Origin of the sequence: Fictibacillus solisalsi (genome assembly GCF_900103485.1) — a bacterium.
Lineage (GTDB): Bacteria > Bacillota > Bacilli > Bacillales > Fictibacillaceae > Fictibacillus_C > Fictibacillus_C solisalsi.
In genome coordinates this window covers 301287-327623 of sequence record NZ_FNHW01000001.1, presented here as the reverse complement: position 1 = coordinate 327623, position 26337 = coordinate 301287, and the positions used below count along the sequence as shown (strand labels likewise).

Annotated in this window: 32 protein-coding genes; 7 read left to right on the top strand and 25 right to left on the bottom strand. The window is 42.3% G+C overall.

The features are described 5' to 3' along the window. Positions 1-35 precede the first annotated feature (35 nt). The 6 genes from BLT53_RS01675 to BLT53_RS01650 all read right to left on the bottom strand — a co-directional run bounded on the left by BLT53_RS01675 (position 36) and on the right by BLT53_RS01650 (position 6065). Positions 36-1238 carry a macrolide family glycosyltransferase gene (locus BLT53_RS01675; protein WP_090232290.1) on the bottom strand — a complete coding sequence of 401 codons (1203 nt, stop codon included), beginning with the start codon at positions 1236-1238 and terminating at the stop codon, positions 36-38. Positions 1239-1298: 60 nt separating this feature from the next. Continuing rightward, a complete protein-coding gene (locus tag BLT53_RS01670) occupies positions 1299-2000 on the bottom strand; it encodes an MBL fold metallo-hydrolase (RefSeq protein ID WP_090232288.1) in 702 nt (233 codons plus the stop codon). Between the two features lie 151 nt (positions 2001-2151). Beyond that, on the bottom strand, positions 2152-2841 hold the full coding sequence (locus BLT53_RS01665) for an ABC transporter ATP-binding protein (protein ID WP_090232286.1): 690 nt from the start codon (positions 2839-2841) through the stop codon (positions 2152-2154). Then, positions 2838-3926, bottom strand: a complete 1089-nt coding sequence (locus BLT53_RS01660) for an ABC transporter permease (RefSeq protein WP_090232285.1) — start codon at positions 3924-3926, stop codon at positions 2838-2840. Before BLT53_RS01660 ends, BLT53_RS01665 begins: the two co-directional genes overlap by 4 nt. Before the next feature lie 85 nt (positions 3927-4011). Then, entirely contained in the window at positions 4012-5391 is a 1380-nt protein-coding gene (locus BLT53_RS01655; protein WP_090232283.1) for a sensor histidine kinase, read from the bottom strand. Next, positions 5388-6065, bottom strand: coding sequence for a response regulator transcription factor (locus BLT53_RS01650; RefSeq protein ID WP_090232281.1), 678 nt, complete (start codon positions 6063-6065; stop codon positions 5388-5390). The genes BLT53_RS01655 and BLT53_RS01650 overlap by 4 nt, the downstream gene beginning before the upstream one ends. Before the next feature lie 101 nt (positions 6066-6166). On the opposite strand from BLT53_RS01650, the gene BLT53_RS01645 reads away from it, so the two are divergent. The 5 genes from BLT53_RS01645 to BLT53_RS01625 all read left to right on the top strand — a co-directional run bounded on the left by BLT53_RS01645 (position 6167) and on the right by BLT53_RS01625 (position 11443). Continuing rightward, positions 6167-7264 carry a GerAB/ArcD/ProY family transporter gene (locus BLT53_RS01645; RefSeq protein WP_090232280.1) on the top strand — a complete coding sequence of 366 codons (1098 nt, stop codon included), beginning with the start codon at positions 6167-6169 and terminating at the stop codon, positions 7262-7264. Beyond that, on the top strand, positions 7251-8762 hold the full coding sequence (locus tag BLT53_RS01640) for a spore germination protein (protein ID WP_090232278.1): 1512 nt from the start codon (positions 7251-7253) through the stop codon (positions 8760-8762). The genes BLT53_RS01645 and BLT53_RS01640 overlap by 14 nt, the downstream gene beginning before the upstream one ends. After that, on the top strand, positions 8759-9904 hold the full coding sequence (locus BLT53_RS01635) for a Ger(x)C family spore germination protein (protein WP_244520330.1): 1146 nt from the start codon (positions 8759-8761) through the stop codon (positions 9902-9904). The genes BLT53_RS01640 and BLT53_RS01635 overlap by 4 nt, the downstream gene beginning before the upstream one ends. Before the next feature lie 104 nt (positions 9905-10008). Further along, positions 10009-10344, top strand: coding sequence for a YmaF family protein (locus tag BLT53_RS01630; protein ID WP_090232277.1), 336 nt, complete (start codon positions 10009-10011; stop codon positions 10342-10344). Between the two features lie 160 nt (positions 10345-10504). After that, positions 10505-11443 (top strand): aldose 1-epimerase, encoded by a 939-nt coding sequence (locus BLT53_RS01625; protein ID WP_170834192.1) that lies wholly within the window; start codon positions 10505-10507, stop codon positions 11441-11443. A gap of 207 nt (positions 11444-11650) precedes the next feature. On the opposite strand, the gene BLT53_RS01620 is transcribed toward BLT53_RS01625, so the two are convergent. The 10 genes from BLT53_RS01620 to BLT53_RS01575 form a co-directional block, all read right to left on the bottom strand. After that, positions 11651-11998, bottom strand: a complete 348-nt coding sequence (locus BLT53_RS01620) for an NUDIX domain-containing protein (protein WP_342027837.1) — start codon at positions 11996-11998, stop codon at positions 11651-11653. A gap of 378 nt (positions 11999-12376) precedes the next feature. Further along, complete coding sequence (locus BLT53_RS01615) at positions 12377-13174, bottom strand: DUF817 domain-containing protein (RefSeq protein WP_090236625.1); 798 nt, start codon at positions 13172-13174, stop codon at positions 12377-12379. A gap of 40 nt (positions 13175-13214) precedes the next feature. Further along, positions 13215-13436 carry a helix-turn-helix domain-containing protein gene (locus BLT53_RS01610; protein WP_090232273.1) on the bottom strand — a complete coding sequence of 74 codons (222 nt, stop codon included), beginning with the start codon at positions 13434-13436 and terminating at the stop codon, positions 13215-13217. A gap of 10 nt (positions 13437-13446) precedes the next feature. Then, a complete protein-coding gene (locus tag BLT53_RS01605; RefSeq protein ID WP_090232271.1) occupies positions 13447-13929 on the bottom strand; it encodes a DUF2975 domain-containing protein in 483 nt (160 codons plus the stop codon). Positions 13930-14117: 188 nt separating this feature from the next. Beyond that, positions 14118-14489 (bottom strand): iron chaperone, encoded by a 372-nt coding sequence (locus BLT53_RS01600; RefSeq protein WP_090232270.1) that lies wholly within the window; start codon positions 14487-14489, stop codon positions 14118-14120. A 402-nt stretch (positions 14490-14891) separates the two neighbouring features. After that, on the bottom strand, positions 14892-15359 hold the full coding sequence (locus BLT53_RS01595) for a GNAT family N-acetyltransferase (protein WP_090232269.1): 468 nt from the start codon (positions 15357-15359) through the stop codon (positions 14892-14894). 143 nt (positions 15360-15502) lie between these two features. Beyond that, positions 15503-15880, bottom strand: a complete 378-nt coding sequence (locus BLT53_RS01590; protein ID WP_090232267.1) for an FAS1-like dehydratase domain-containing protein — start codon at positions 15878-15880, stop codon at positions 15503-15505. Between the two features lie 42 nt (positions 15881-15922). After that, positions 15923-16906, bottom strand: coding sequence for an MBL fold metallo-hydrolase (locus BLT53_RS01585; protein WP_090232266.1), 984 nt, complete (start codon positions 16904-16906; stop codon positions 15923-15925). A 102-nt stretch (positions 16907-17008) separates the two neighbouring features. Then, on the bottom strand, positions 17009-17779 hold the full coding sequence (locus tag BLT53_RS01580; RefSeq protein WP_090232264.1) for a helix-turn-helix domain-containing protein: 771 nt from the start codon (positions 17777-17779) through the stop codon (positions 17009-17011). A gap of 23 nt (positions 17780-17802) precedes the next feature. Further along, on the bottom strand, positions 17803-18378 hold the full coding sequence (locus BLT53_RS01575) for a LysE family translocator (RefSeq protein ID WP_090232262.1): 576 nt from the start codon (positions 18376-18378) through the stop codon (positions 17803-17805). A gap of 153 nt (positions 18379-18531) precedes the next feature. Between BLT53_RS01575 and BLT53_RS01570 the strand changes: the two genes are divergently transcribed. Then, positions 18532-19044, top strand: a complete 513-nt coding sequence (locus tag BLT53_RS01570; protein ID WP_090232261.1) for a GNAT family N-acetyltransferase — start codon at positions 18532-18534, stop codon at positions 19042-19044. Between the two features lie 134 nt (positions 19045-19178). Here the strand turns inward: BLT53_RS01570 and BLT53_RS01565 are convergent, their stop codons facing one another. The 7 genes from BLT53_RS01565 to BLT53_RS01540 all read right to left on the bottom strand — a co-directional run bounded on the left by BLT53_RS01565 (position 19179) and on the right by BLT53_RS01540 (position 23816). Then, positions 19179-19406: a hypothetical protein gene (locus BLT53_RS01565; RefSeq protein ID WP_244520329.1), complete on the bottom strand. Its 228-nt coding sequence runs from the start codon at positions 19404-19406 to the stop codon at positions 19179-19181. A gap of 19 nt (positions 19407-19425) precedes the next feature. Further along, entirely contained in the window at positions 19426-20418 is a 993-nt protein-coding gene (locus BLT53_RS01560; protein ID WP_090232259.1) for a DUF4003 family protein, read from the bottom strand. A 59-nt stretch (positions 20419-20477) separates the two neighbouring features. After that, positions 20478-21314 carry a pentapeptide repeat-containing protein gene (locus tag BLT53_RS01555; protein WP_090232258.1) on the bottom strand — a complete coding sequence of 279 codons (837 nt, stop codon included), beginning with the start codon at positions 21312-21314 and terminating at the stop codon, positions 20478-20480. A 158-nt stretch (positions 21315-21472) separates the two neighbouring features. Beyond that, a complete protein-coding gene (locus BLT53_RS01550) occupies positions 21473-21901 on the bottom strand; it encodes a VOC family protein (RefSeq protein WP_090232257.1) in 429 nt (142 codons plus the stop codon). A gap of 112 nt (positions 21902-22013) precedes the next feature. Beyond that, the gene (locus BLT53_RS24895; protein WP_170834191.1) at positions 22014-22178 is read right to left on the bottom strand and encodes a hypothetical protein; all 165 of its coding nucleotides are present in this window, start codon (positions 22176-22178) and stop codon (positions 22014-22016) included. Positions 22179-22284: 106 nt separating this feature from the next. Then, positions 22285-22515, bottom strand: a complete 231-nt coding sequence (locus BLT53_RS01545; RefSeq protein WP_090232255.1) for a hypothetical protein — start codon at positions 22513-22515, stop codon at positions 22285-22287. A gap of 86 nt (positions 22516-22601) precedes the next feature. After that, on the bottom strand, positions 22602-23816 hold the full coding sequence (locus BLT53_RS01540; RefSeq protein WP_090232253.1) for an MFS transporter: 1215 nt from the start codon (positions 23814-23816) through the stop codon (positions 22602-22604). Positions 23817-24048: 232 nt separating this feature from the next. Between BLT53_RS01540 and BLT53_RS01535 the strand changes: the two genes are divergently transcribed. Next, the gene (locus BLT53_RS01535; protein ID WP_090232252.1) at positions 24049-24660 is read left to right on the top strand and encodes a YczE/YyaS/YitT family protein; all 612 of its coding nucleotides are present in this window, start codon (positions 24049-24051) and stop codon (positions 24658-24660) included. A 73-nt stretch (positions 24661-24733) separates the two neighbouring features. Here the strand turns inward: BLT53_RS01535 and BLT53_RS01530 are convergent, their stop codons facing one another. Both BLT53_RS01530 and BLT53_RS01525 read right to left on the bottom strand, forming a co-directional pair. Then, positions 24734-25948, bottom strand: coding sequence for a dicarboxylate/amino acid:cation symporter (locus BLT53_RS01530; protein ID WP_211516903.1), 1215 nt, complete (start codon positions 25946-25948; stop codon positions 24734-24736). A 65-nt stretch (positions 25949-26013) separates the two neighbouring features. Beyond that, positions 26014-26277 (bottom strand): hypothetical protein, encoded by a 264-nt coding sequence (locus BLT53_RS01525; protein ID WP_090232250.1) that lies wholly within the window; start codon positions 26275-26277, stop codon positions 26014-26016. Between the last annotated feature and the right edge of the window lie 60 nt (positions 26278-26337).

The window sequence follows — 26337 nt, the reverse complement described above, 5'->3', positions numbered from 1 at the left end:
GTAGTTTGGTGTCAGCCTTTATTGCGGTTGGAACGTTATATCCCTTTTTCATTTTTAAATTTAAAGATCTCGTCTACCGCTTGCTGATACCCTCCCGCCTTTTGAAAAGATGCGCTGATCTTCTTGACCTGCTGGCGAAAAGAGGGCTGTTTCAATATGGCATCTGCGGTTTCACGCAGTTGAGGCACTGTTAAGTGTTCCATTAGCAGTTTCTTTCCGGCTCCACTCTTGACCACTTGTTGAGCAACCATCGGCTGATCCGCGCTCTGTGGAATGACAAGTAACGGTACTCCGTAGTACAAGCCTTCGTTGGCACTATTCATTCCTCCATGGGTGATGAATAAATCAGCTTCTTTCAACACCTCGGTCTGGGGAACGTAATTTTCCACGGTAAAGTTTTGCGGAATCCTCCCTAGAGCAGACTTTTGCGTTCTTTGACCAATGGACATGATCACGGTATACGCACTGTCTCCAAAGGCCTCAAAACAAAGTTTGTAGAATTCAGTGGCTTGGTTAAAAACCGTACCCAGAGATATGTAAATGAGATTCTCCCCCTTGATGGCAGATAGGCCAACGGTTTCTTCCGATGACCGAAGAGAAATGGATGGACCCACAAATTTATAAGAAGGATCAAATGTGTCCCCGGAGGGTTGAAACTCCCTGGTCGTATAAATAATAGTCAATGGTGCAGGATTACAAAACACTTCATATGGCGAGCCAATTTCAACATCATAGTTTTCCTTCAATTTAGTTGTTATGTTTCGGCAGTCCTCGCGAATCGCTTCCAGTGTTTTTGGTGGGATATCTTTCGAAAGGTGTTCCAGCATTCGCTCGAAGGAGTCTTTTGAATGAGCGAAAGACGTACATGAACTAATGGCGGGAAGTTTGAGAATTTGTGCGAGGAACCGCCCACAGCCAAACATGGAATCATGGATCATGTAATCAAAATGCTTCCCTTCAATTTGCTCTAATACGCTTGGGATTACAACATCTGCCGTTTGCAAAAGGCCATTGATTCTTTCGAGCAAGTACGTTCGCCCTCCCGAGAGAAAGGCTTTGATGAACGCTTCTCCGTCAAATGTCAGGACAGTCGCTCCAGTCTTCTCTACACGGTCCCGAAAGGTTTCTACTGTAAAATAAACAACTTCTTCTCCGCGCGAAATCAGCTCTTGCACCACTCCGACCGTCGGATTGATATGTCCTTCAGACCCAGCATTAATAAACAAAACACGTGCCATATATTGACTCCCTCCCTATAAATGGATGACGTAAAATGCATGTTTTTATTAGTGTCATGCCTAAAAATTCTGAGATTCTATTTTTAGTTTTCCACCATGATAACAAAAGTAGGTTTCCGCTTTCAGATTTTTTATCTTTGCCAGCGACTGCTCGGCTTTCTCCACATCTAAGCAATAGTGCGGGTTAGCAATGGCTAATTCATTATTCTCATTGACAGCTGCATCACCTGTAACGACACTTTTTAACCTTGGAAAATATAACGAGATGTGCCCTGAGGTGTGACCTGGTGTGGCTACTACCATACATGTGTTGTTCAAAATCATCTCCCCATCGTTCACTTTTTCATCAATGGACACATGCTTTACATTTTTTAATTGCTGGATAAACCACTTTCCGAATTCCTTTTCTTCCTCTCTCATGTGTTCCAGCATGTCTTCGGCTTGGATTAATCTTTCTGCCTTTTGTTCACCGCTTATGTACCTTGACTCTTTTTCACTGGCTATTATGCGAATCCAAGGAAATTTCTCTTTAAAGTCTAGTAAGGAACCAATATGATCATCATCATAGTGCGTAATGATGATCTTCTTTAAATCCATCATTTCATATCCATTTTTCATGATTCCACTTTCGATTAAAGGTAAAAATCCTGGATATCCCGTATCGACCAAAGTGAGTTCATTGTTTAATTCGATTAAACTGGGAAAGATGTAACTTTTTTGTCGATTGAACTCAAATTCAATCGGAAGTTCAATAATTTTCATTTCCCTTCCTCCCAACACCTCTTTGGTTTATGTACACCCGTCACCATGCTATCCCTAATTAAGCAAAAAAATGGCTTCCTTTCAACAAAAAAGCCGCCTTCTTTGGCAGCTTTTTTTCTCTAATTGTATATTTCGCTCAGTAAAATCATATTTACACCGATGGCTTTGAAATCAGCTGGCCATCCTCCATATAGACCACTCTATTACACAGGTCCAGCATCCTCTGGTCGTGAGTGACCATGATAGCTGCTTTTTCCCTTAGCTTTACTTCATCCGCAAGCATCTGCACGACTGTCCGGCCCCGCTCGGAATCCAGACTTGCGGTTGGTTCATCCGCTAAAATGATCTCTGGATCGTTCATCCATGCCCGGGCGATGGCGGTTCGCTGCCGTTCCCCACCTGAAAGCTGTTCTGGATAGTGATTCTTGCGATGAAGCAGCCCAAGGCGTTCAAGCAGTCCATCTGCTTTTTTCTCTGCTTCCTTATGAGTTTGGTGCTCCAGTTCAGAGAGCAGCAGGAGCTGGTCCCGTACGGTCAGGTATGGAATAAGGTTAGCGGATTGAAACACAAATCCGATGTTCTTCAGACGGATCTGATTCAATTCCTTGGCGTGTAAGGTGCTGATGTCTTGGTTTCCGATCATAATGCGTCCGCTCGTTGGGGACAACAGCGCCCCTGACACTGACAGAAAGGTGCTCTTTCCTGAACCGGAAGGCCCAACCACCGCGACAAATTCTCCTGCTTTGACCTCAAGCGTGATTCCTTTTAAAACCTCCACCTGCTGATCGCCGTCTCCAAACGTCTTCTTAACATCCTGTAACGTGAGTTTATTTTCCTTCATGACGCCCTCCCTATCGCTTCTGTTGCATCGATTTTGATCACCTGATACAGCGAGATGAGTGAGCCGATGACTGAGACTGTTAAGAAGAGAACGGAACAGCCGGCGACAAGCGGCACATTGAGAAGGAATGGCATGCTGGCTGGCAGCAATTGGGATACGGTAAAGGTTAGCAGGATACTAATGGCCAGACTCACAACTGTGAGAGATAATACTTGATACATGACGGTTCGTGACAGATAGCCCGATTGCGCTCCCATCGCTTTTAAGACACCAAACTGATTCACCTTTTGAAGCGTAATCACATAAAAGAACACACTGAGGACAAAGGCTGCGATGACAAACAAAAAAACGATCATCATCAGCAATGAGCCCTGCTCTTCCTTATAGCCCGGGATGCTTTTCAGTGCATCGTTCTTTGAGATCACTTCAACCCCGGGTACGAGTTTTTCAATTTCCTTTGCCTTCCCGCTGTCCGCTTTTAACGCAGCAGCGTTCACACTCTGCTTTCCGTCGTGCATTGCTTCCCACGTTTTTAAGGAAACATGAAGTACTGGGGAATGGCTGAAGGACTGGTTTTCAGTAAAACCAATAAGCGTTAAAACCGTTCCCGTCGTTTCCTCCTTCAATCGGTCGCCAATCTGAAAACCTTCGTCTTTTAAGGAAAGGTCGCCAACCGCTTCGTTCTTATTCCCCTCTTTCAGCGATTGTCCATCGATCGACTGCGGTGCGATAAATCCTTTTGGATCCACCGCAAAAAGCGTGCTGTCGGTTTTCTTGGCCTCTCCGTTTTTTTGGACGGTGGTCATCTGAAGCCCGAACTCCGTCCTTTGTTTTTGATTGGTTGAATGCAAAATTTCCTTTAGTTGTTCATCTGTCAGCTGAGACCGGTTGATCCGCTGATCGGACTGTTTATCCAATACGACATAATCGGCGTTCATGGTTTGAATGGATGATGCATTATCTGATGCCAGGCCTTTCGCCAGCCCGGAAACAAAAAGGACAAGAAAGGAAATCAGCACCATAATCAATCCAATCAGCACGTATCGCATTTTCGCATGCTTCATCTCTCTTAATGCCAGAAACATAAGATTTCACTCGCTTTCTATCTGGTTTGTACCGTGATACAAATCCATCATAGAAAGCAAGTATGAACGGAAGATGAACAGCAGGTTACATTTTTGGAAGATTCACCGTAAAGGTCGATCCCTTGCCAGGCTCACTTTCCGCTTTTATTTCTCCATGATGCAGCCTTACGATCTTTTTCACAATCGATAAACCGAGTCCGCTGCTGCCTTCTTTTCTTTCTCGGGCCTTGTCTGCTTTATAAAAGCGGTCAAAGATGCTTGGGAGATCGTCTGGAGAGATGCCGATCCCGGTATCTGAAATTGAAACCAGACATTCACGGTCGGATTTTTCCAGCGTAATTGATAACGTTCCCCCAGGTTCCGTGTATTTAATGCTGTTGGTGATGAGGTTCATCCACACTTGATGGAGCAGTTTCTTATCTCCATAAATGAACATCTGAGGCAAATCCATTTCAATCGCCATCTCTTTCTCGCGCCAGCTCCATTCGGTCATATGGACGACCTCCTTGATCTGGGCTGCCACATCGAATGTGCTTTTTTCAATAAACGCTTCCTCTTTATCAAGAGAAGCCAGCATCAACAGCTGCTTACTGAGCTGAGATAAGCGCACGCTTTCCTTCTCGATAATCGCTAAATACTCTTTTCGTTTCTCTGGTGTCAGTTGTTCGTTCTGAAGTGTTTGGGCAAATCCTTTCATAGAAGCTAGGGGAGATTGGATCTCGTGCGATACATTTGAAACGAATTCCTGCCTCATTTCCTCCAGCTGCTCCAGGCTTTTAGCCATTTCGGAAAAATTGGAAGCCAGACTTCCGATCTCGTCTCTCCTCTTTTCGTTGAGTTTAATGTTGTAGTTTCCGGTCGCGATTTTTTTCGTGGCTTCAGTCAGCTTGATGATCGGTTTGACCAGATAACGCGTGCTGATTCCCACCAGAACAATACTGAGGATGATCATCAGAAGCAAGATGACGGAAAAGAACAAGCGCATCTCGCCGAATTGCAGTTCTATATTCGGACGGATGAACAATGCATAGGTGTGGCCGGATTCCTTCAGGGGCATTCCGATCGTATTTTTCAAGACATTATCAAAGAATCCTGTAACAAATGGTGCAGACGGAAATTCGGCTATTCCGTGATAGACGCCGCCATTCAGTACCTTGTTTACAGCAGAGCGGTCAATCTCCTTTTTCCGAAAGTCTCCGCCATAAAAGGATTCACGGCCGTTGTGGTCCACCAGGTAAATTTGGTAGCCTGTATCTGCCACATGGTTCAGGTAATTCTTTAGTTCCAGCTGTGGATTCCTTTCAAAATAATCCACGGTCTTCTTCGCGATCTTCGTTACTTTTTGATCATTATATGGTTTCAAACTCTTCTGGTAATACGCATTGGATAAGACAAACGCAAACAAACTGCTGATGATCATGACGGCGATGGTGGTCACCACAATTCGGACATACAACGTCTTCATTTCTCGGCGACCTCCAGCTTATAGCCGACACCGCGGACGGTTTTGATTGAGAAATCATCCGTTCGGGAAGCGAATCGCTCCCTCAGCCGTTTAATATGCACGTCCACCGTCCGGTCATCTCCTTCAAAATCCGCTCCCCAAATCAACTGGATCAGTTCATCTCTCGTAAAAATACGGCCAGGATAGCTCGCGAGCTGGCTCAGAAGTTCAAATTCTTTCATCGGCAGCATGATCAGCTTCCCATTGCTGTAAACTTCATAGCTTTTTCGGTCAATGACCGTGTGATTCAGCGCGGTTCTTTCCGAGTTCACCATTTGATACCGCCTGAGAAGTGCTTTGATCCGGAAGATCAGCTCTTTCGGCTCAAACGGCTTGGTCATATAGTCGTCCGTTCCTACCAGAAAGCCTTTTTCCTTATCCAACAGCTGATCCTTGGCTGTCAGCAGAATAACGGGTACGTCATAGACGTTCCTGATTTCCTCACACAGCTCATACCCATCCTTGCCGGGCATCATGATATCGACGACAGCCAAATGGATTTGTATGGTTTGGAGCAAGGACGAAGCTTCTTCCCCATCCTTTGCCACATGAACCATATAGCCTTCCCGCCCTAGATGGTGCTGCAGCAATTCACGAATATGAGGATCATCGTCTGCAATTAGTATATGTATCATGCAAAGGACTTCTCCTTTTCTATTTTTTAAAACCATGGACAATCATATCATATACAATTTGGGACAAAATACCTTTAGCCCTTCATGCAGAGGATGATTTCATGAAAAATTCCGATTCCATTACGATCTTTCAGCTGTCCTTATTAGCGATAACCAGCATTGGTTTGAAATGTCATGTTTTCCTAATTCAACCTATGATCAGAACAGCTGGCAGAGATGCTTGGCTAAGCATTCTTATTACCTTTATTCTAACGTTGGCTTGGATTCCACTGCTCTTGTTTATCAATAAAAAAACCAATGGCCAGCATCTCTTTCAATGGATGAGGGAACGAGCCGGCAGGGGATTTACAAATGTCATCCTCATTTTGATTCTTTGTTACCTGACCTTAGCAGAAAGCATCACCATGCGGGAGACCATTACATTTATCAATATTACGTTTCTTCAGGAAACACCCTTACTGTTTATTACCGTCGTATTTGGGCTGGCGTGTTTGTTTTTAGCGGGAACCAGTATGAGGACGGTCAGTGTTTCGAATATTATTCTGTTGTTCTTCATCGTACTTCTTGGCTTTTTTGTCTCATTCACCAACATTCAATATAAGGATTATTCCTTGCTGCAACCGTTCCTTGAACATGGGTTAATCCCGGTTTTAAAAGCGACGATTTACCAAGGTTCCGGAATGGTTGAGCTTCTTCTTCTCTTATTTTTACAGCACAAAATCGTACATCCCCTGAAATTTAAGCATCTCGCCATATTGTCTTTTCTGCTATGCGGTTTGACAATCGGACCATTAATTGGATCTATCGTCGAATTCGGTCCACTTGAGGGAGCACGGCAGCGATTTCCCGCATACGAAGAATGGGGACTGGCTTCACTTGGAAAGTTTGTGGAACATGTCGATTTTCTCTCGATATATCAATGGCTTTCAGGAACATTTATACGACTTTCGGTATTCTTTTATATCATGAAAGAAATCATCCCTTTTAAAAAAGGACAAAATTGGTTTCTGCTGATTGTTTTTGCCATAGTGACTGGTTTAACGCTTTATCCGATCAGTGACTTTACTTACTCCAATCTGATGTTTTTTACCATTTTGCCATTAACCTTTTGGTTTTTTTTAGGCTTTTCCTTCGTGTTAGGGGGATTTGTCGCTTATTATTCCAAAAAGAAGAGGAGGTCTAAACATGGGGTTTTTTAAGAAGCCTTCCCATCTCCCAACGAGTTCAGAAAATAAAACAGGCAGCACGATTTCAGAAGCCATCAACGAGGAGGTTTTACGAACTCTGCTAGGGAAGTGCGAAGATATTCAGTTCGTTCCTTTCTTCTTCAATCAACAAAAAGTCGTATTAATTTATTGTGAGGGTTTGATAAGTAATGAAATGCTTTACAAAGTAGTTCCGGACCGTCTCGAAGCATTCTTTAATGAGGTGAAGGGAGATCCTACAGAGGAGGATTTTGCAAAACGGCTTCATCTCCCTTCTGTAACTACCATCAAAAGCAAAGATCAGGCCGTTTCGGAAATTTTCGCTGGAAAATTGTTTATCGATGCCGGTCTGGAAAACACAGTTCTGTCCATCGATATTTCGGACAAACCACAGCGAAATCCGGAAGAAACTAAAAATGAGCTTACGGTGCTGGGACCCCGTGACAATTTCATTGAAGATTTGACTGTCAATATGGCACTTATACGCAAAAGGCTCAGAACCCCTACCCTCCTGACAAAATCATTTGAAATCGGACGAAGGACAAGAACAAAGATTTCTTTACTTTACATGGAGGATATATCGAATAAAGATATTTTGGCACAAATCATGGATAAAATAACCACTATTGATATTGACGGGATCTTCAGCGGAACTCAGCTGGAAGAACTGTTCAATAAGAGTCCCTATGCTTTATTCCCCCGGCACGCCTATACCGGAAGGCCTGATTTTGCTGTTCAATCCCTGTTAAACGGACGATTCATCATTTTAATCGATGGAACTTCCTATGCGTTTATTACGCCGATTAACCTTTTTTATTTATTAAAAGGGTCTGAAGATAAGGAGACAACCTATATTTACAGTTCTTTTGAACGTATGATCAGAATTATCGGCCTTTCCAGCGCTGCCTTCCTTCCTGGATTTTGGGTAGCTCTAACCGCATTTCATCAAAACCAGCTGCCCTTAACGTTGCTGGCGACTGTTGTCGAATCCAGAAGAGGCGTTCCGCTCCCCACTACATTGGAAGCTATATTCATGCTGCTTTTATTTGAATTGTTCCGGGAAGCCGGAATGAGGCTTCCCACGGGTGTAGGACAAACCTTGAGTGTAATTGGCGGACTCATTATTGGAGATGCGGCCATCCGGGCCGGGTTGACAAGTCCCGCCATGCTTGTTGTCATTGCCGGCTCAACAATTGCCACTTTTACTCTTGCCAATCAGGCATTAATTGGCACCGTGTCACTTATTCGCTTTTTTGTCATTATCTGTGTTAGCTTCCTTGGTTTTTTCGGATTTTTTATTTCTATATTTTTCGTGCTCACCTATATTGGAAACATTCGTACCTTTGGATTACCATACTTCGGCTTGGTCACACGAATCGATCTTACGAACATGTTAAAGTCGGCTTTCCGATTGCCGGAAACGAAAAAAGACAAACGTCCTAATATGCTGAACCCACAGGATTCAACAAGGAAAGAGGGTGGCTCCTCTTGAAGCGGAAGGCTGGCCTATGGGGGATCATCTGCATGCTGATCTTTTTGTCAGGCTGCTGGGATACGAATGAACCTGAGCGTCTAGTATATGCTCAGGGGATGGGGATTGATTATAAAAATGGCAGTTATACAGTGTACATTCAAATTATGAGCTTAAGCCTGCTGGCCAAGTCGGAAGCGAGCGGAGGCGGTGACCAGGTCAAGCTGGAAGTTGGCCACGGTACTGGAAAAACTATCGACGATGCTGTTTTTGATTTATACCATAGTTCCCAGAGAAAAGTGTTTTTCGGACACCTTGCCTTCGTCATACTGACTGATCGGGCATTGAGGCATGGGGCCATAAAATCGGTTGTGGACCTGCTGGATCGTTACCGGGAGACACGATACCAAATTTATGTATATGGTACAAAAGAACCTCTGAATAAGATACTGTTAGCCACACCTTTGTTTGAAATGGCCAACGCGCTTTCCCGATTAAGCGACCCAAAGCAAACATACAAACAAAGTTCTTATATTAAACCTGAAGATATGAGAGAACTGATTATCTCTTTAAACGAACCCGGCCACGAAGCTGGAATTCCTTTAATCAGTCTTAAAAAGTGGGCGACAGACATTAAAACGCAGCCTACTTTGACCTCTAAAGGTATCTCGATTGTCACTTCTACTGCCCTAAAAGGCAATCTCACGGGGAAAAAAGTATCCGGTTTTCGGTGGGTGCAAAATGAATTTGTCCGTGATATCTTGACAGTAAATAAAAGAGACCGACCACCGATTGATCTAGTGATAACAAAGAAAAAGGTGAAAATCGTTCCACATGTATTAAATGGACGGCTTACATTCCAAATCAACATCAAAACCAAGGCTTACATTGATGATGTAAGAGAATATACAAAACTTTCAACCATCGAGAAAGCAGTTGAACGGCAAATTAAAAAGGAAGTCCTACTTTCTTTTAATAAAGGACTGGACATCCATAGTGATATTTACCATCTTTCTCATGTCCTCTACAAAAAGAACAATACGGCCTGGAAACAGGTGCAAAAACAAGGAAGAATCCCATTGGATAAAAACTCCATCGTTGTGAACGTGGAAGTGAAAGTAGTCCACGGAGGCAAACAGCGTTTAGCTCCGACTCTAAATTAAAGGAAAATAAGCCATTTGTAGGATGTTCAGAACAAATGGCTTTTTTGTACTTGTTACATATTTTTACTCTCCTTAAAATATATTGTCTAAAAAGGAGTGAAAGAATGGCCAAAGTAGGTAAAGATGATTTTGTAAACGGCTTTGTACCCCACCATAATCACGGTTCAGTGGATTACACCGGAATAGCTGACGGACACGTCCATCAATGTCTGGATGTAACCTCCCCTCCTATCCAGCACGAACAAGGCCACATCCATTATACAGAAGGCTATGTGATATTTGAGGATGGGCATACTCACCACTACAAGGCTTACTCCGGACCCGCCATACCCGTAGGGAATGGTATGCATGTGCATTATTATGATTTTTACACGACTGAAAACGATGGTCACCGTCATCATGTGCGGGGCGTTGACCAGCCAGCGCCAGGCAATCGTTAGAGGTAACATCAAATTATGGGTAGGCTGTCTTATAGGCAGTCTCCTCTTTTTGTGCGAGAGTAAATATGTTACCTCAACCTTTTAAATAAAAGGCTTGCATTGTAACCTTTGGGGGAATACTTAAAATCGATGCTGTAATGAAAAAATGGAGGTACTTAAAATGAGCGTGAAAAAAATTCAATTCCTGAATGAAGCTGCCTACTCACTAGAAAATGAAGAACTAGAAGTAATTGTCCTCCCCTCTCAAGGAAGCAACATGATTTCCATCCGTGATAAAAAGACCGATACCGAGGTCCTCAGAACACCGAAAACGAAAGAGGACTATGAAAAGCGGAAAATGGTATTCGGAACACCGGTGCTCTTTCCTCCAAACCGCATTGAAGATGCCACCTTTGAATACAATGGCCGGGTCTACGAACTGGAAATGAACAGGGCCAAAGAGAATGTTCACATTCATGGCTTTGTGCATGACAAGGAATGGACAGTCCTGGAGACAGATGACACTATTCCGCGAATCAAAACAGCGATCCGTTCGTCAGAGCATCCAGGTATTTTGAGCCAGTTTCCACATGACTTTACCATTACGATGACGATTGAGATTCAAGGGACCGAAGTGATTCAAACGACAGAGATTACAAACAATGGGGACAGCCTCATGCCATGCGGGATCGGCTACCATACCACCTTCCAATTTCCTGATTCAGCAAAATTACGGATTGATGTTAAGGAACGATGGCGTTTAAATGAACGGCACCTCCCAACAGGCGAAATGGAAAACGTGAAAAACAAAGAAGAATTTTCACAAGGAACTCCGCTATCCGGAGTGAAACTGGATGATGTGTTCGTCATGACGGATAACAAGACCGCGGCAATTGATTTGCCTGGCCTTGAAATAATCTATTCTGTGTCCAACCGATTCACCCAATGGGTGTTATTCACAGCGAGCGGCAATGAGAATCTACTGGCGATCGAGCCCTATTCCTGGGTGACCAATGCACCGAATTTGAAGCAGCTGCCCAAGCGGCAGACCGGTTTGGATGATATCCAGCCGACAGAGAAAAAAGACTATGTGTCCCGGTTTAAAATCGGACGTAAATAAAGCAAAAAAGGAGCTGCTCCCTTAAGGATAGCTCCTCTTCTTTTTGTATTTTTTCATTTTTTAAATTTATACCAAATGCTCTAAACGAAGTCTCTCCAGCTGGTGATCCTCAATCAGCTCTATATTCCTTTTGCTGCTCACATAGTCTTTAATCTGCTGATTAATATTTGGTATCAATAAAATAGAGTCCAGTTCTTTTAGAGGAATTCATTTGACCGCCGTTTGGCGGGGGTCTGGACAAGGAGGCAGTTGCGGTGTGGAGTTTTTCTTCAATGTACACTCAAAAATGAGATGGAGGCCGTGGTTCTCATTCCTGTTATAATCTCCAGACTGTTTATGCGGTGCCAATTCATAGACCAATGCCAACGGCCCAACTTTCACTTCTGCTGCTGTTTCTTCTAACACCTCTCGTGCAACGCCTTCTACTATCGTTTCGCCTGGCTGCAGTCCTCCACCAGGCAAATTATAATGGATTCCTTTATCATCAAACTCAACCAAAAGCACTGAATTATTTTCGATAATCAGACCTGTACATCGTATTCTTACATGAGCCAAATCCTCACCTCATCACGTTCATTTAAAACCATAACTTGACCCTGTTTGTATCGCTGATTGGATGCTGTCTTTTTTGAAACAACACTGCCTCTTCATAATGATCTTCACAATAGTAACCAATTAACCGTTCTTTTGCATAAACAGGCGATAAACACTTCACCTCAAACTTACTTCTTGAACAAGACATGCAAAATGAACTCTTATCACATTTACTCATTACATCGCCTCAATTTATTGCCGAGATTTCTATAACCCACATGATTTAAATGGTACTATATTCCTCTCCGATACGGTATTGATAAAATGGGCCCCAGGTGCCATGACTAAAGTGAAAGTATTTCAGTGATTTTATCAACTCTTCTATGTGAGAATTTACATTTAATGTGTTGTCTTAACAGATTGACCAGTACCCACCGGTGGTTTTTCCTTAATCTGCTTTAACGTTGCGACGATGAGAAAGCTAACGATCACGAGTAAGAGCCACGAGCTCACCTTTCCCAGATGAACGAGACTCCATGCCTCGGTTTGATTTGGGTATTGCCAGGCTCCAAAGAACGTTGCGATATTTTCAGCGATCCAGATAAAAAATCCAATGAGTACAAAGGATAGTGCAAGAGGCATACGGTACCGCGTTCCATTCACCTCATATGTTACCCATGACCGCCAAAAGACGATAATCACGAGTCCAGATAACCACCAGCGAATGTCCATCCAATAATGGTGGGTGAAAAAATTTAAATAAATCATAGATGCCAGAGATACAACCACTGAAAACGGCGGCCACTTAACCAGGTCAACCTTAAGTCTTCTCCAGGCCTGGCAAAGATAACTTGCTACACTTGCGTACATGAATCCGCTATACAAAGGCACTCCAAAAATTTTGAAAAACCCTTCCTCTGGATAAGCCCATGAACCCATATGTACTTTAAAAAGTTCAAGAGCAAGCCCAATTAAGTGGAACAAGGTAATCACCTTCAGTTCATCCCGAGTTTCAAGCCCGGAGCGCACCATCCACCATTGCATCACAAGACAGATGATCAACAGCCAGTCATACCTTGCCAGTAGGGGAAGTGGAACGATTTTTGTAAAAGCCAATGAGGCAAAAATAACAACTGGAAACAAACATGACAGGGCTTGCTCCCAGCCAAAACGAATGACTTGTTTTAGTGCTCCCACAATTTGCACCTCGATTTTTGAAGACTTCATGTCTACGTTACTAATCCTGAGCATCTTCATCATTTCGGTACTCCAAAACATCTCCCGGTTGACACTCCAACGCTTTACAAATCGCATCCAAAGTGGTTAATCGAATCGCTTTTGCCTTTCCATTTTTCAAAATAGAAAGGTTCGCCATAGTGATTCCAACCTTCTCCGAAAGTTCGGTTACACTCATTTTCCGTTTTGCCAGCATCACATCAATATTGATTATAATTGCCATATTAGTCACCTCAGACTACTAAGTCATTTTCTGATTTTATATCAATGGCATCTTTTAAAAGCATTTGAAGAACAGCAGCAAATACTGCAATCACGATTGAAGCAAAAATTATGATCAATCCGATTAATATGATTCCTGGGGCATCGTCTCTTTCCGCCATAAGATAAAAGAGCGGCATACCCAACCCGATCAAAACGCTAATTGTGATTGCACAATATTTTATCTTCTTTAAAGACCTTACAGACAATTCAGAAAAGGCTTTATTCTTGTCGATGTAACTTAAAAGCATGAAAGCTTGATAAAGGGCAAAGTAAAACGGAATCGCTGATGCGTACAAATCGATATAAACGAGATATTTCAAATATGAATGTGCTGGATACAATTCTGCTAAATATTTCGCAATTTCAGGCACCAAAAAGATACACATGGCTAGAACCGGCATTCCAATCAGAAAAACAGCTATTTTTAAAAAGAGTGTTGATACCCGTTTCATAAAAAGACACCTCACTTTTTTATTGTCAAATTGAATTTAACATATTATTTATCGTTTTACAATAAATCATTATTGTTTTTTATTATATTATTATTGCTAAATAAATATCCGTTGCATCCTAAATAAAATAAAATAAAAAAGACGCCTATCTCATAGAGATAGGCGCCCAATAGCTGAAATTGAGTATATTATTTCCGCCAAAAGGTTGTATGTTCTGCTTTATCCTGAATATTATATTCGATCATTGTTTTCAGCAATTCGAAATTGACCGGCTCATTCCACGGAATTCGAAATAACCCTTTGGTAAAGCTGTAGCCCGCTTGTACAATGTTATCGGCAAAGTGAGTAATGCCTGCCTCTTCAGGTGACACACTCAAATGATGCTTTGCTGTGGAAAAGCCGATGATAAAGGTGCCATGATCAGAAAACATCGGTGTATTCCACTTGATCTGCGGTTCCAAATGGGGGAATTGATTCGCGACCCACGTCAATATTTCCTTTGTTCGGCTGCGATGGTCAGGGTGATCAATGCCGGCTAAATATTTTTCGAAAACTTCCATCCTCATCCTCCTCCTACTGATAAGCAATTGCCACCTGTTAATTACTTGTTAATTGGAAAAGTACGCTTGATCTGTTCTAAGTCCTCTTTTTCCATGGACTTATTCTCGCCCAAATTCCAGGTTCCTTGTCCTATAGCAGGAATTTGTTCCAATGTGTTCCCAAGTTTTTAATATACCACAGCTTCCACCCATCACGCTTTTTTCCTTATGCGCACGCTTATAGTATCTTTTTAAAACAAATCATACGATTCGTTTCAGTAAACCCAAGCCTAAGATGCGTGGGCTGCATCCTGCTGAGCAATCAGATTCGTCATTTCTCGGCTGAATCCTCTAACATATGGTTTGGCCAAAGCCGGAGAGCAAGGTCAGCTTCTTCTTTTGCTTCCCGTACTGTCGCCTTTTTTAGCATTTGGAACCTCCCATTTCATTCCAAAGTTTCTTTTCAAGAATGATTTTCGGTTCACCTTCTTCATCCGTATACGTTCCAATGATATCGAAGCCGGATTTAATATTTAAAATCAGCATGCTCCGCCACTTGTTTTTGGTTTTTGTCTGCACCGCTTTGTACCCACTATCTTTAACCTGTTGATGCTGCTGGTCCATTAGCGTTGAGGCAATCCCCTGTTTCCTGTAGTTAGCATCAACCCCGCCCAACCAGCTATAAAACTGCTCCCGGTTAAGCGCGTATCCTATCTTATAGCCGACCATCTTTTCTCCATGTATTGCCACATCAATTTGCAAGCCAGGTTTTTCCTTCATTCGGCCAGCCAAGTCATCCGACCCGCCAAAGATTTTATTATGTAACTGGATGATCCCCTCTACTGTCTTACGATCGGGGTATGTATCAAAATGAGTATACGTAATCGCCATGTGAGTTCTTCTCCTTTTTCTAGCCATTTTTACATATCCCTTCTTCATTACGCTCGGACAATCCTTGTTAAAGCTTTTATTCCATCAAAAAAGCGCATATCTTGTTATGGATAGGCGCCCAATCATTGGGAAAGTTAAAAGTTTTATAGGATTACTCCTGAAAAAATACCTTTTAGTACTTCTTTTCCGTTCTGATTTTCACATAAAAAGGATGCAGCAATAGATGTTTTATTATTTTCTTTTCGTTTGTATTCTTCAATCTTAACTTCACAACTGATGGTGTCTCCTGTGAACACAGGTCTTAAAAACTCAAAATTCATCGTACGGGCCAGGACGTTATGCTCTCCTCCAATTTTTATTGGAAGCGTTGCAGTTAGTAACCCTTGGATAACAACCCTGCCCTGTTCATCGGGGGTGATATGATGAATCCCTTGATCACAAGAAACTTCTGTGAATAATTCAACATCCCTTACCGTAAAAGTCCGCTCAAACCTAATGATATCTCCGGCTTTTAAAGACATATACCTCCTCCTAATTCCGATATCGAATATTTAAATGTATAATTACAAGTGAAAATCTTGAGACTGCCAACCTTTTGGCTTTATGTTCTTACTCATCCATTCCTCTTGTGGCGCCTGGTATGTAATGGTTGGCATTAAGTAATTATTATTCCATTCCGCTGCTTTGGAGCGAATCATTTCATCAATCAGGGGGTTAATAAATTCTTCTGGTTGAAGCTGGAACGAGTACCGTGAAATATCTTGGAACCAACCACAATTTAATAAGTATTTATCAATTTCTTGTTTAGGCAATCCATTTTTCATGATAAGTGTAAATGCAAATATCCTTTTACATGCGTGCCATGCTACTTTTTCCGGGCTTTTCAACCACTTCTCCAGCCGCTTCCTTGCTGTATCAATGGAACTAAGCGGGTTCTCTATTTCAGGACCATGACCCGAATACGCATGCCTAATTCGCAGCTTGGACACACGATCGATACTTTCTAAAGATCGTTGAATGGATGAGACTCCCTCTCGAAAGATGTTTAACCAGCCAACATCATTTCTGTGAAAGAGATCCCCACTGAAGAATATCTCTTCCTCAGGATCATAGAGAGATATATGTCCGAGCGTATGTCCCGGTGTGTGAACCACCTTCAACGTTTTGTTTCCTGTATAAATTTCATCGTTATCAGACAGCTTCAAATTGACTTGATACGGTTCCACAGGCTGATCTAACCATTCAGCACTACATGCTTCAGGGTCACATGCATTAATTAAATCAGCATCCCATTTATGACCAGCAATCTTTACTCCATAATTCTTTTGAAGATAAAAATTTCCGCCTACATGATCACTATGATAGTGCGTGTTCACAATAAGTTGTAATTCCTCTGGTGATACACCTTCTGCTTTAATTAATTGCTCTGTTATTTTGGCGTCACTCCCAAACCCAGTATCAATAAGGATGGAGTGCTGATCCTTAATCAGAACCATGTTTGCACTTGGAAACTCTCTCTCAAAGAATATAATTTTGGAATTCTTCATAATCCATCCTCCTTCAATTGATTGAACGCTCAATCCATTATATTATCTATAAGTTTTAAGAATCCTGCCGTGCTGCCGGCTCCGTGTTAAATCCTTTCCCTATCAATTTAAATATGACATGTATTCAAACGCTGTTATTCCATACACTCTCTTAAAATGTTTATTTAAATGAGTCAAATCAACAAAGTCACATTCAGCTACTGCTGCATAAATATCTCGACGATTATCGATTAAGTGCTTCGCACGTTCAATTTTGCAGTTAAGATGATATTGGTATGGTGTAATGCCAGTGTGGGTTTTGAAAAATCGGATAAACTGGAATTTTGATAGATTAAGCTCCATACTAATCTCGTCAAGTTTAAGGATATGATTTGCATGCAGCATATCCTTTGCTTTTCTGATTAGGACATTATCCGTTTTACCTTCCAATGATAAGTCCGTTTGAATCAGGCCATCAGAAAGCGCTAAGAGTTGTTCGCTGCAGAAAGCCTCATCTTTTTCCCCTAAGATTGCATTAGCTAGATTTAATACTCTTTTTTTCAGTTCATAATCGTACACGATAGGGGTTGAAAAACATACAATATCCTTTTTCCCGGAGACCTCTAAAAGCAATTGTGGATCAATATATACCATCACATACTCAAGTCCTGCCCGATTATGTGCCATACCATCATGTGCTTGTTCAGGATTAAAGAGCATTACTCCATTTGGATAGGATAACTGTAAACTTCCATCTAAAGTATAATGTTGAACACCACGCAATGTTACGCCAATTGCATATTCTTTGTGATAATGCTTTTTATACTTAAAATCAGTCATGTTCGCTGACAGCGCCGTAATACCTGCTGCCTTTTTATAGATAAATTTATCCATTTATTTCACCTCTTCAGCACTGCCTATTTCCAAATCATCAGTGTAGCATAAACAAGACAAAGCGCCATTCCTACATTGACAATCCTATCATGCTTTTGTAGAAAACCCTTGAAGATTGTACCGAAAAGAATCCAGGCAAGAAATGCCAGGAATCCAATGACCGTTATAACAAAAACACTTATTGTCACAGCCCGCATGTCGGTATAGTAGGGTAAAATAAAGCTAGGAATGACCGTCATTGTAAATAGCACCACTTTCGGATTTAAAAACTGCATAAGGAAGCCTGAAATAAAAGTGCCAGCATGGCTGTCAGCCGGCTTTGATGTATCCATTCTGTATATTTGATAAGCAAGATATAACATATAAATGGTTCCGATGATCTGCATCCCAATTAAAATTTTTGGCAGGACAGTGATCAGCATCGTATTCAACAGAGCAGATAAACCAAGTAGCAATCCAAAAGCAATTGTTGCTCCATAGGTATATTCAATGGCTTTTTTTGAACCATAATTATGCACTGTCGATAAGATGACGATATTAGTTGGCCCCGGGGTAAAAGTCACTATAAAACAGTAAATGATGAAAGATGCAATATTCATGATGAAAACTCTCCTTTCAATGTTTTCATCTAAATATACATCTTGAAACTTCATGGCATGTAGTACATTATTGCACCATGATTAAAAAGGGAGTAGAAAATCTACGGTAAGAAAAACAGAAGAACGATCTCTTAGCAGGAAAGGAAGAAAAGAATGATCAGGGAAGCAACTTCGAACGATTTAAAGGATATTCTAGCTATCTATAATGACGCCATTCTCAATACTACCGCAGTATACGCCTATCAACCTCAAACACTCGAAAACAGGCAAATTTGGTATCAACAAAAAAGAGATGAGAATTACCCGATACTTGTTTACGAACAAGATAACAAAGTGGTCGGATTTGCCACATTCGGTCCTTTCAGAGCCTGGCCAGCTTACAAATATTCAATTGAGCATTCTATGTATGTGGATAAAGAGCACCGAAAAAAAGGAATCGGGACTTCCCTGCTGAAAGAATTAATCGCTATTGCCAGGCAAAGAGAGTATATTACCTTAATTGCCGGAATTGATGCAGCCAATGAAAAAAGCATCGCAATACATAAAAACTTCGGCTTTGTTCATGCTGGTACAATAAAAAAGGCAGGATTTAAATTTAATAGATGGTTAGATTTAGCGTTTTATCAACTGGAACTTAACGGGCCTAAAAACCCTACAGAAGAGTAATTTGAAGTAACCTTCATGGAGCGCCTCCGCAAATGTGCCCGTCTCCATTTTACTCAAGTAACTGGTTTAGAGAATGGTGAAAGGGAACCTGAATGAATTCGGGTTCCCTTTCATTTTTTTAGAGAAAAAGTGATCTAGTCACGGTCTTGAATCATGTCTTTGTACATTTTCTCAAACAGTTCCAACGGGAGTTTAAACTTAGTGGTTTTATCATTCTGCCAGTAGGTGACCAGTTCAATTTGATTTCCCTTTTTCTCAACTTCCAGTAAAGCATTTTCGCCTTTATCTCTAACAGAAACAAAACGGTTCCCGTTTTTCTTTTCCTTGTGTTTATAATCATAGTTCAAACTAAAACTGCCCATATCGCCCACTCCTCCACTCTTAACTCCCTCCATCACCAGAGGAACTCACCACCGTTGCAGCTGAAATGGTGGCCATCAATGCGGCTTGCTGGGCCTGGATGATCGCATCCACGGCAGCATAGACACCTGTTCCGAGTAATGCAGGGTTATCCAGCTTTTCACTCATGGTTAAGTTGGCCGCCATAATCAGGTTCATATCCTTATGCCACCTGAACGGTTTTTCGCTGCCTAAACGGTCCGTGGCTTCCAATACGGTCGCCACTTCATTTTCACCGTCTTTTAACAGAGCGAGAAGACCGACCAGCGGGTAATGCATTCCCTTGGGTCTTTTCCATAACGTTTTAAAGGTGTCGTATACCTTTATGGATTGCCGAACCAATTCGTCTGGGTTTGTTTCAGTATCAATAGATAAAATATGGCTTAAGAACTGCAGGTCATTTCCTTTTGAAAAGCCGTTCTTGCTGAGCTCCTTATAAAAATGCTCGACATGATCCATTATTTCATCCACGGTTCCATCTCTTCCGGCCAAAAGGACCGCAAGCGGGTAATCGGTGTTTGAGGTGAGGAAGAAATGATGGGATGACATCCCTTTGTACACCTTCATCACACGATCAATGGGAATGGAATTACCTTCTTCCTTTTCATCAAGCAGCACCTGTGCTGCCAGGTAGGTGGAAGCTCCTCGGCTAAATTGCTCATTGACCATTTGCTCGTAAATACCGATCAGCTCATGGAACTTTTTTTCCGGCTCGTCAAAATGCACGTCCAGCATCGCTCCAATGGTAAACCGGGGTGATGATTTTAGTGTATTAAAAGCGCCGACGTTTTCCTTAATATAGTCACTAATCTTTAAAAATGGTTGTATGTGAAAAGGCTTGTTGTTGACCACATACATCGAAGCGACCATCATCAGCGTTCGCTGATCACTGACCCTCCATTTAAGTGCTCCTTTTAACTGTTCATATGTATCACGGTAAGCTAGAAGTTTTTGTTCCAGAAGCGGGGTGACCATACATCGTCTCCTCTCTTTTTCCCTTCTACTCCTATAACGAACGAGTTCATCCAAAAGTTTCAAATTTTGGAAGACACCCAGTGTTTTGGATGCTTTAAGTGAGGGGGAAGCTTGGTTTTACGACTTCCTTTTGCTGCGTTAATCTGGATTTGCGTAAGAAAAATACTTCCTCTTATATCTGCACCACTCAGATCTGTATCCCTGAGGTCTGCACCAATCCAGTCACATCTTCGTAAATCCGCTTCCCGCAGATCAGCGGCAATGAGCAGCATACCTCTAAAGTCACTTCCTCTAAGATCCGCTTTTCGTAGCTTTGCACCCAAAAAGCTGCTGCTTGTCTTTTTTGATCTATTTTGGTTCTTCCTTACCAGTTCACTGGTACGAAGCAGAAGATCGTTCACTTGAGCTCGATGAACCCGTACATCCAGGAACAACAAAGCCTTAGGCTCTAATTTCGTAAGACTTTCGATCGTTTCATATAGTCCCTGTAAATCTGCTTTAATTAGTTGAGCTTCTTCCCTGTTCATGGCTTCCTTTAAATAATAGAGCATTTCATGAAGCTGCTGCATAACCGGGAAAACGTCGAACATCTCCTGAGCACGTCCCTTGTCCTTACGCCAATCCAACCCGTTATAGGTCAATTGGGAGACTTTTTGTCCTGCTCCAAAACAATCATACACCGTGCAGCCTTTAAAGCCTTTTTCCCTGAGATTTTCATGAATGCCGCATTGAAAATCGTGCTGCAGGTTGGGACATGGCGTTCCACTGTCTTTGTTTAGAGCAAAATCAGCAGACTTGGCAAAAGGCAAGGCCACACAGCATAGCCCAAAGCACTGGTCACAATCAGCCTTTAACACTTCAAGTCCTTCTGCACTTTCCTTTACATGATGACTCATATCAGGCACTCCCTTATTACTTCGTTCTTTCTCTAGCTTACCAGATTTTTGAAAAGCAGCGAAAGTAGTTAATTCCAAAAAACATTCTTCAGCACAATCCACCTTTCCTCTTCTCAAATAAAAAAAGCCGCCGAAGCAGCTTCTTTATTTATACTGATTTATTGATTTGAGCCCATGGCTGAAACTTGCCAAGTGACTCCATATTTATCCTTGATCTGGCCGTATGAAGGACTCCAGAAGGTTTCCTGCATTTCCATGATGACGTTTCCGCCTTCACGCAGGTTTTCAAAAATTTCTTTCGATGATGGGATGTCGTCGGTGATCAAGGCAATCGTTACCTGGTCTCCTGTTTGATAAGGCATTCCAGGGAATGTATCGGATAGCATCAAATCTGTATCGCCTACCTTAAGATGGGCGTTCATTACGCGATTTTTCGCTTCTTCCGGTGTTGGGTGTTCTGGGTTATCCGGCATATCACCAAACGTTTGGACTCCAAGCACCTTTGCGTTTAACGCTTTTTCATAGAACTTTACTGCTTCCTGACCGTTTCCATTCGTCACCAAATAAGGATAAATACCTTTAATCATCACGACACCTCATTTTAAATTTTATACGAACGCATGTTCTATATCAGTTTACTACACCCTCACTATGTAAGCAACCATTTTTTTCATTTTTTCCTTTAAAAGAGAACCGATCTTACATCGGTCCTCCGCTCAGCGTGCTGCTGCTTTCTATTTTTTCAGTTTCAAGCAATGGAGTAGATCGGGTTTCAGTTTCCGAGTCTTGGTGGCTTTTACTTATATGCACCAAAATTCCGACCATAACCGCAGCGGCAACCAACAATAGCAACAACCAAAGCATAAGAATACCCCCTCAATTATAATGTTCCTACTAAACATGCATATGAGTCCCCGGGCAGCGGTATACGCTTGGTTTCTTAAGCTGATGCAACGATACTCCCTGAAAACTACTGGTTCAACTTCTTCCTTACCTTCACTCTTCGTTTGTTGGCTATATCCAGCATACTGTTTTGTCTGCCTATCTCTCTTTTGATATCTGACAGCATGATCATGATGCGAAGGAGCAAGGCTGAAAAGAACGCAAAACAAAGAACGATTCCCAACTCAGAGTGAGTGGTAAGAAACAACAAAAAATAACCTAAAAAAGTCATTCCAAGAAATATCCCCAAAAATTTCATGCTGCCCCAACTTCCTATTACCTTATTGCTTTTATTGCATTAATAATCTTCTCTCTTTTTGTTCATCTTCCTTCTTGCAAACAAATTTATTTTGCGGCGGCAACCGTTTTTCTGCTGTTCTGCTTTTCGCGTATTCGGTATTGCAAAAAGATGAGTGAAGCTATGATAAACGAACAAACGCCAAACGTGATGACCATCTTCTCAAATCCAATCGTATCAAGGAACAGACCCGTTAAAAGCATTAAAATCTGGAAAATAATGTTATCCGTCATTCCTTTAATTGAGAAGAAGCGGCCGTGGTATTCTGCCGGAATATCGGTCTGAAAAATCGTGGTTGTGACCGGAAACAGCAGCCCCATTGCCAAGCCAAAGAAACCGAAAGAAATGACCGACATGATCAGATGGCTGGCCATAAACAAAGAAATATGGGCCAGAGCACTTATAAAAACAATCCCAAATAAATAAGGCAGTTTCGCTTCTTTCAAAAACCTCTTGGCGAGATACGTCCCCAGAAATACGCACAAACCCTCGGTGGTGTAAAGAATCCCTTTAATCCCCGGATAATGCTGGATTTGGCTGATCTCGATCACCATAAGATTGAATCCAGAAAGAAACAAATAGGGAGGAATTAATAGAAAGATGCTATACACAACTTTGTGCTGGTCCCTCACGATCGGATACAGATCCTTCAATGTGCCGAAGAAGCTTTCCTTTTTGCCATCTTCCGTTCTCTCTCTCGGGGTTACATCCACTTTCATATAGAACGTGGCAATGAGCAGGATAACATAAGAAACGAGTGTCACGGTGTATAGAGCAGATAGTGACATGCCAACCAGCATAACACCCCCCAGTGCCGTCCCTGCAATTCTTGCTCCTGTAAACAGGTTCATATATACCCCGTTCGCCTGCAGCAGATCCTCTTTTTTCACGATCAACGGAATGAGTGTCTGCATCGCCGGATTGGAAAAGGTTCCAGAGATACCGATCACGAACGTGTAGATCAGCATCCACCATACATTGTTGTAAGCGATTGCCAAATACATGAAACCAATGGCGAGACACCTGGCAAAACCAGAATAGATGAGGATTTTCTTTTTGTCTCCACGGTCAATGATCCTTCCTGCCATCGGAGCTAAGAACACGCCGACAAGAAATCCCGATAATAAAATCAGCGCCTGTAAAAATGAGGAATCTACGTTCTTTTGCAAAAATTCCAGGTTGCCGATAATCCCAACCCATAACCCTGTGCTTGAAATCGCTACCCCAAACATTAATAATAAAAAGTTTTTATTGCCCCACATCTTGCTTCCCCTCTTCCCCGTCCCCTCAAATTAAACATCAATCATATTTTAGCATGAGACGCTGAGAATCAGGATAGTCTTTTGAATCATAATCCTCTTAATTATACGGTATCAATTTTGGGTTAATAAATCCGCATCTGATGAGTGAGGGTCGACAGCTATTTGCATAGATTGAGGTAAAGGACCTTGGACATTTATTTTCAGGGTCTTTCTTCCTTAAAGGAGCGGACCCATGACCTTCAAAGGCTTCATTTTTTATTTCATCGGAATTTTAATTTTAACGCTTGGGATTACCTTATCCATTATTTCCAATCTCGGTACTTCCCCTTATGATGCCTTCCTGGTTGGTCTTTTCAGGACCATTGGTCTCACTGTTGGTTCCTGGGAGATCATTATCGCTTTGGGAATGATGGGCCTGAACGGCGTTCTTTTGCGACAACGACCGGAATTTCTCGCGCTCGGTACTGCCGTTATAACGGGTGCAGGGATTGATGCCTGGTACTTCTCCCTGAGGAGCTGGCTGATGACAGATGCGGTTGTTTTCCAGCTCCTTTTGCTCGTATTGGGCATGCTTTTGATCGGTATCGGCACGGCCCTTTATTTACAGGGAAATATTGCACCCATCCCGCTGGACCGGTTAATGCTGATTCTTCAGGAAAAACTCAGCCTCACCCTTAGCACCTCCCGCCTCCTGATTAGTATGATCGTGCTTTCCTTCGCTTATTTCCTCCACGGGCCGATTGGGCTCGGTACCTTGTTGGCAGCTCTTTGTAACGGATTCATTCTTTCACTTTTTATGCCGTATGCTCAAAGACTGTATCGTGACAGAAACCGGGGATTCTGACTTGCCTGAAGTAATAGGAAAAGTTTCCTGAATGTGCAAAAAAAAGGCCTAAAAAGGCCTTTTTTCAATGACTTTATTTATTCCATCGGTCAATTACTGCGGCATTGGCCACATTTCCGATGACATTCAGCGCCGTTCTGAACCCGTCGGTTAACCGGTCAACGCCAGCAACGATCGCAATGCCCTCAAGCGGGAGACCAGCTGCGGATAACACGGTTGTCATCATGATAATGCCCGCTCCCGGTACACCTGCTGTGCTAAAGGAAACCAAAAGTGCACTGACAAAAACAGCAATAATGAGTGAAGCCGTGATGTGTACATCAAAAAATTGGGCAACAAACAAGGCATTGAAGCCTTGCAATATGGCTGCTCCATCCCGTTTTAAGGCGGTTCCAAACGGCAGGGCAAAGCTGGCAATCTCCCGTTTCATCCCGTAACGGTTACCGGCATTGTCCATCGCTACAGGAAGAGCGGCATTCGAGCTCGCTGTTCCAAACGCCAAAGAAAACGATGGAAAGAAGCTTTTAAAGAAGTTGTTTGGCCGAGCTCCAACCATGAGAAGAATTAAATAATAAACCACTCCCATGATAGCCAAAGCAAGAATCAGGCCCAGAATATACATAAAAAGTTTATTTACAACGCCAAAACCCTGTGTAGCGATCACTGAAGCCATGAGCGCAAACACTCCGATCGGCGCCACCTTTAAAATAATTTGCAGAATTCGCTCAACGATCGAATAAACACTTTCAACGAGCGCCAAAAATGGTTTGGCTTTCTCTTTTACAAGATTCATGGCCACCCCGATGAGTATCGCTGAAATAATCACCTGCAACAGGTTGGCTGTGCTCAATGCTTCAAATGGATTGGTCGGTACGATGCTGATGAGCCAATCCACTAACGACTGCCCTTTTTGTACTTTTCCAGGCCCCTGCCCTACATCGGTGATCGAAACACCAGTACCGGGTTTTAAAAGATACGCAGTAACCATACCGATCGCCAACGCAACAGCACTTGTAATGATATATAAGGGCAACAGCTTAAGAGTATATGAGCCGATTTTTCCTGTGCCTTGCAGACTTGTCAATCCGATGATCAAGGATGTAAAAACGACAGGCACAACAATAAATTGAATGATACGGATGAATGCTTGTCCTACCGGTGACAGGACATAATGATCGATTGCTTTCACTTGTCCGGGTAAGAAGGCATTTAACAGAGCACCTGCAATAATGCCCAACACCAGCCCGGCAAGAATTCTTGTTGATAATTTCAGTTTAATTCCCTCCACTATTCATAGTTAAATCATAGGATTACTATACAATAAATGAAGGATACCTCCAACAGAAGTGCTTATCAATGATAATGCGACTGTATGTTCTCCAAATCCTTCAACAGCATGCTGATTTCCTGCTGGCTTAATCTCACCAGCAAGGAATCGTACAGCGAGACCACCTGGCCCTCTGTATCATTCTGGTGTTTTTTCAAATAGCTGTACAGTTTCTCGAGCTGGGAGGATGATAGTGTAGATTGCGTCATAAAGTGTTTCACCTGCTGCAGTGAAAATTCGTTTGTCCCCTGATCCAGATCTCCAAAAAGAATGTTTCCGTGTATCTCCATGATTCACACTCCGTTCACTTTGATTGATTGAGTATAGTTTACCCTTTCCTCGAAAAAAGT

Coding starts and splice junctions, on each gene's coding strand:
- BLT53_RS01595 (WP_090232269.1), bottom strand. CDS start 15,359: ATGGCGATTACGTATACTCATTTTGATACATACCCCGATCGTAAGACA.
- BLT53_RS01555 (WP_090232258.1), bottom strand. CDS start 21,314: ATGAGTCATCATGTAAAGGAAAGTGCAGAAGGACTTGAAGTGTTAAAG.
- BLT53_RS01570 (WP_090232261.1), top strand. CDS start 18,532: ATGATCAGGGAAGCAACTTCGAACGATTTAAAGGATATTCTAGCTATC.
- BLT53_RS01630 (WP_090232277.1), top strand. CDS start 10,009: ATGGCCAAAGTAGGTAAAGATGATTTTGTAAACGGCTTTGTACCCCAC.
- BLT53_RS24895 (WP_170834191.1), bottom strand. CDS start 22,178: ATGCTTTGGTTGTTGCTATTGTTGGTTGCCGCTGCGGTTATGGTCGGA.
- BLT53_RS01660 (WP_090232285.1), bottom strand. CDS start 3,926: ATGTTTCTGGCATTAAGAGAGATGAAGCATGCGAAAATGCGATACGTG.
- BLT53_RS01590 (WP_090232267.1), bottom strand. CDS start 15,880: ATGTCTTTAAAAGCCGGAGATATCATTAGGTTTGAGCGGACTTTTACG.
- BLT53_RS01670 (WP_090232288.1), bottom strand. CDS start 2,000: ATGAAAATTATTGAACTTCCGATTGAATTTGAGTTCAATCGACAAAAA.
- BLT53_RS01525 (WP_090232250.1), bottom strand. CDS start 26,277: ATGGAGATACACGGAAACATTCTTTTTGGAGATCTGGATCAGGGGACA.
- BLT53_RS01535 (WP_090232252.1), top strand. CDS start 24,049: ATGACCTTCAAAGGCTTCATTTTTTATTTCATCGGAATTTTAATTTTA.
- BLT53_RS01650 (WP_090232281.1), bottom strand. CDS start 6,065: ATGATACATATACTAATTGCAGACGATGATCCTCATATTCGTGAATTG.
- BLT53_RS01600 (WP_090232270.1), bottom strand. CDS start 14,489: ATGGAAGTTTTCGAAAAATATTTAGCCGGCATTGATCACCCTGACCAT.
- BLT53_RS01655 (WP_090232283.1), bottom strand. CDS start 5,391: ATGAAGACGTTGTATGTCCGAATTGTGGTGACCACCATCGCCGTCATG.
- BLT53_RS01640 (WP_090232278.1), top strand. CDS start 7,251: ATGGGGTTTTTTAAGAAGCCTTCCCATCTCCCAACGAGTTCAGAAAAT.
- BLT53_RS01605 (WP_090232271.1), bottom strand. CDS start 13,929: ATGAAACGGGTATCAACACTCTTTTTAAAAATAGCTGTTTTTCTGATT.
- BLT53_RS01580 (WP_090232264.1), bottom strand. CDS start 17,779: ATGGATAAATTTATCTATAAAAAGGCAGCAGGTATTACGGCGCTGTCA.
- BLT53_RS01665 (WP_090232286.1), bottom strand. CDS start 2,841: ATGAAGGAAAATAAACTCACGTTACAGGATGTTAAGAAGACGTTTGGA.
- BLT53_RS01675 (WP_090232290.1), bottom strand. CDS start 1,238: ATGGCACGTGTTTTGTTTATTAATGCTGGGTCTGAAGGACATATCAAT.
- BLT53_RS01545 (WP_090232255.1), bottom strand. CDS start 22,515: ATGAAATTTTTGGGGATATTTCTTGGAATGACTTTTTTAGGTTATTTT.
- BLT53_RS01585 (WP_090232266.1), bottom strand. CDS start 16,906: ATGAAGAATTCCAAAATTATATTCTTTGAGAGAGAGTTTCCAAGTGCA.
- BLT53_RS01560 (WP_090232259.1), bottom strand. CDS start 20,418: ATGGTCACCCCGCTTCTGGAACAAAAACTTCTAGCTTACCGTGATACA.
- BLT53_RS01625 (WP_170834192.1), top strand. CDS start 10,505: ATGAGCGTGAAAAAAATTCAATTCCTGAATGAAGCTGCCTACTCACTA.
- BLT53_RS01575 (WP_090232262.1), bottom strand. CDS start 18,378: ATGAATATTGCATCTTTCATCATTTACTGTTTTATAGTGACTTTTACC.
- BLT53_RS01610 (WP_090232273.1), bottom strand. CDS start 13,436: ATGGCAATTATAATCAATATTGATGTGATGCTGGCAAAACGGAAAATG.
- BLT53_RS01565 (WP_244520329.1), bottom strand. CDS start 19,406: ATGGGCAGTTTTAGTTTGAACTATGATTATAAACACAAGGAAAAGAAA.
- BLT53_RS01645 (WP_090232280.1), top strand. CDS start 6,167: ATGAAAAATTCCGATTCCATTACGATCTTTCAGCTGTCCTTATTAGCG.
- BLT53_RS01550 (WP_090232257.1), bottom strand. CDS start 21,901: ATGATTAAAGGTATTTATCCTTATTTGGTGACGAATGGAAACGGTCAG.
- BLT53_RS01540 (WP_090232253.1), bottom strand. CDS start 23,816: ATGTGGGGCAATAAAAACTTTTTATTATTAATGTTTGGGGTAGCGATT.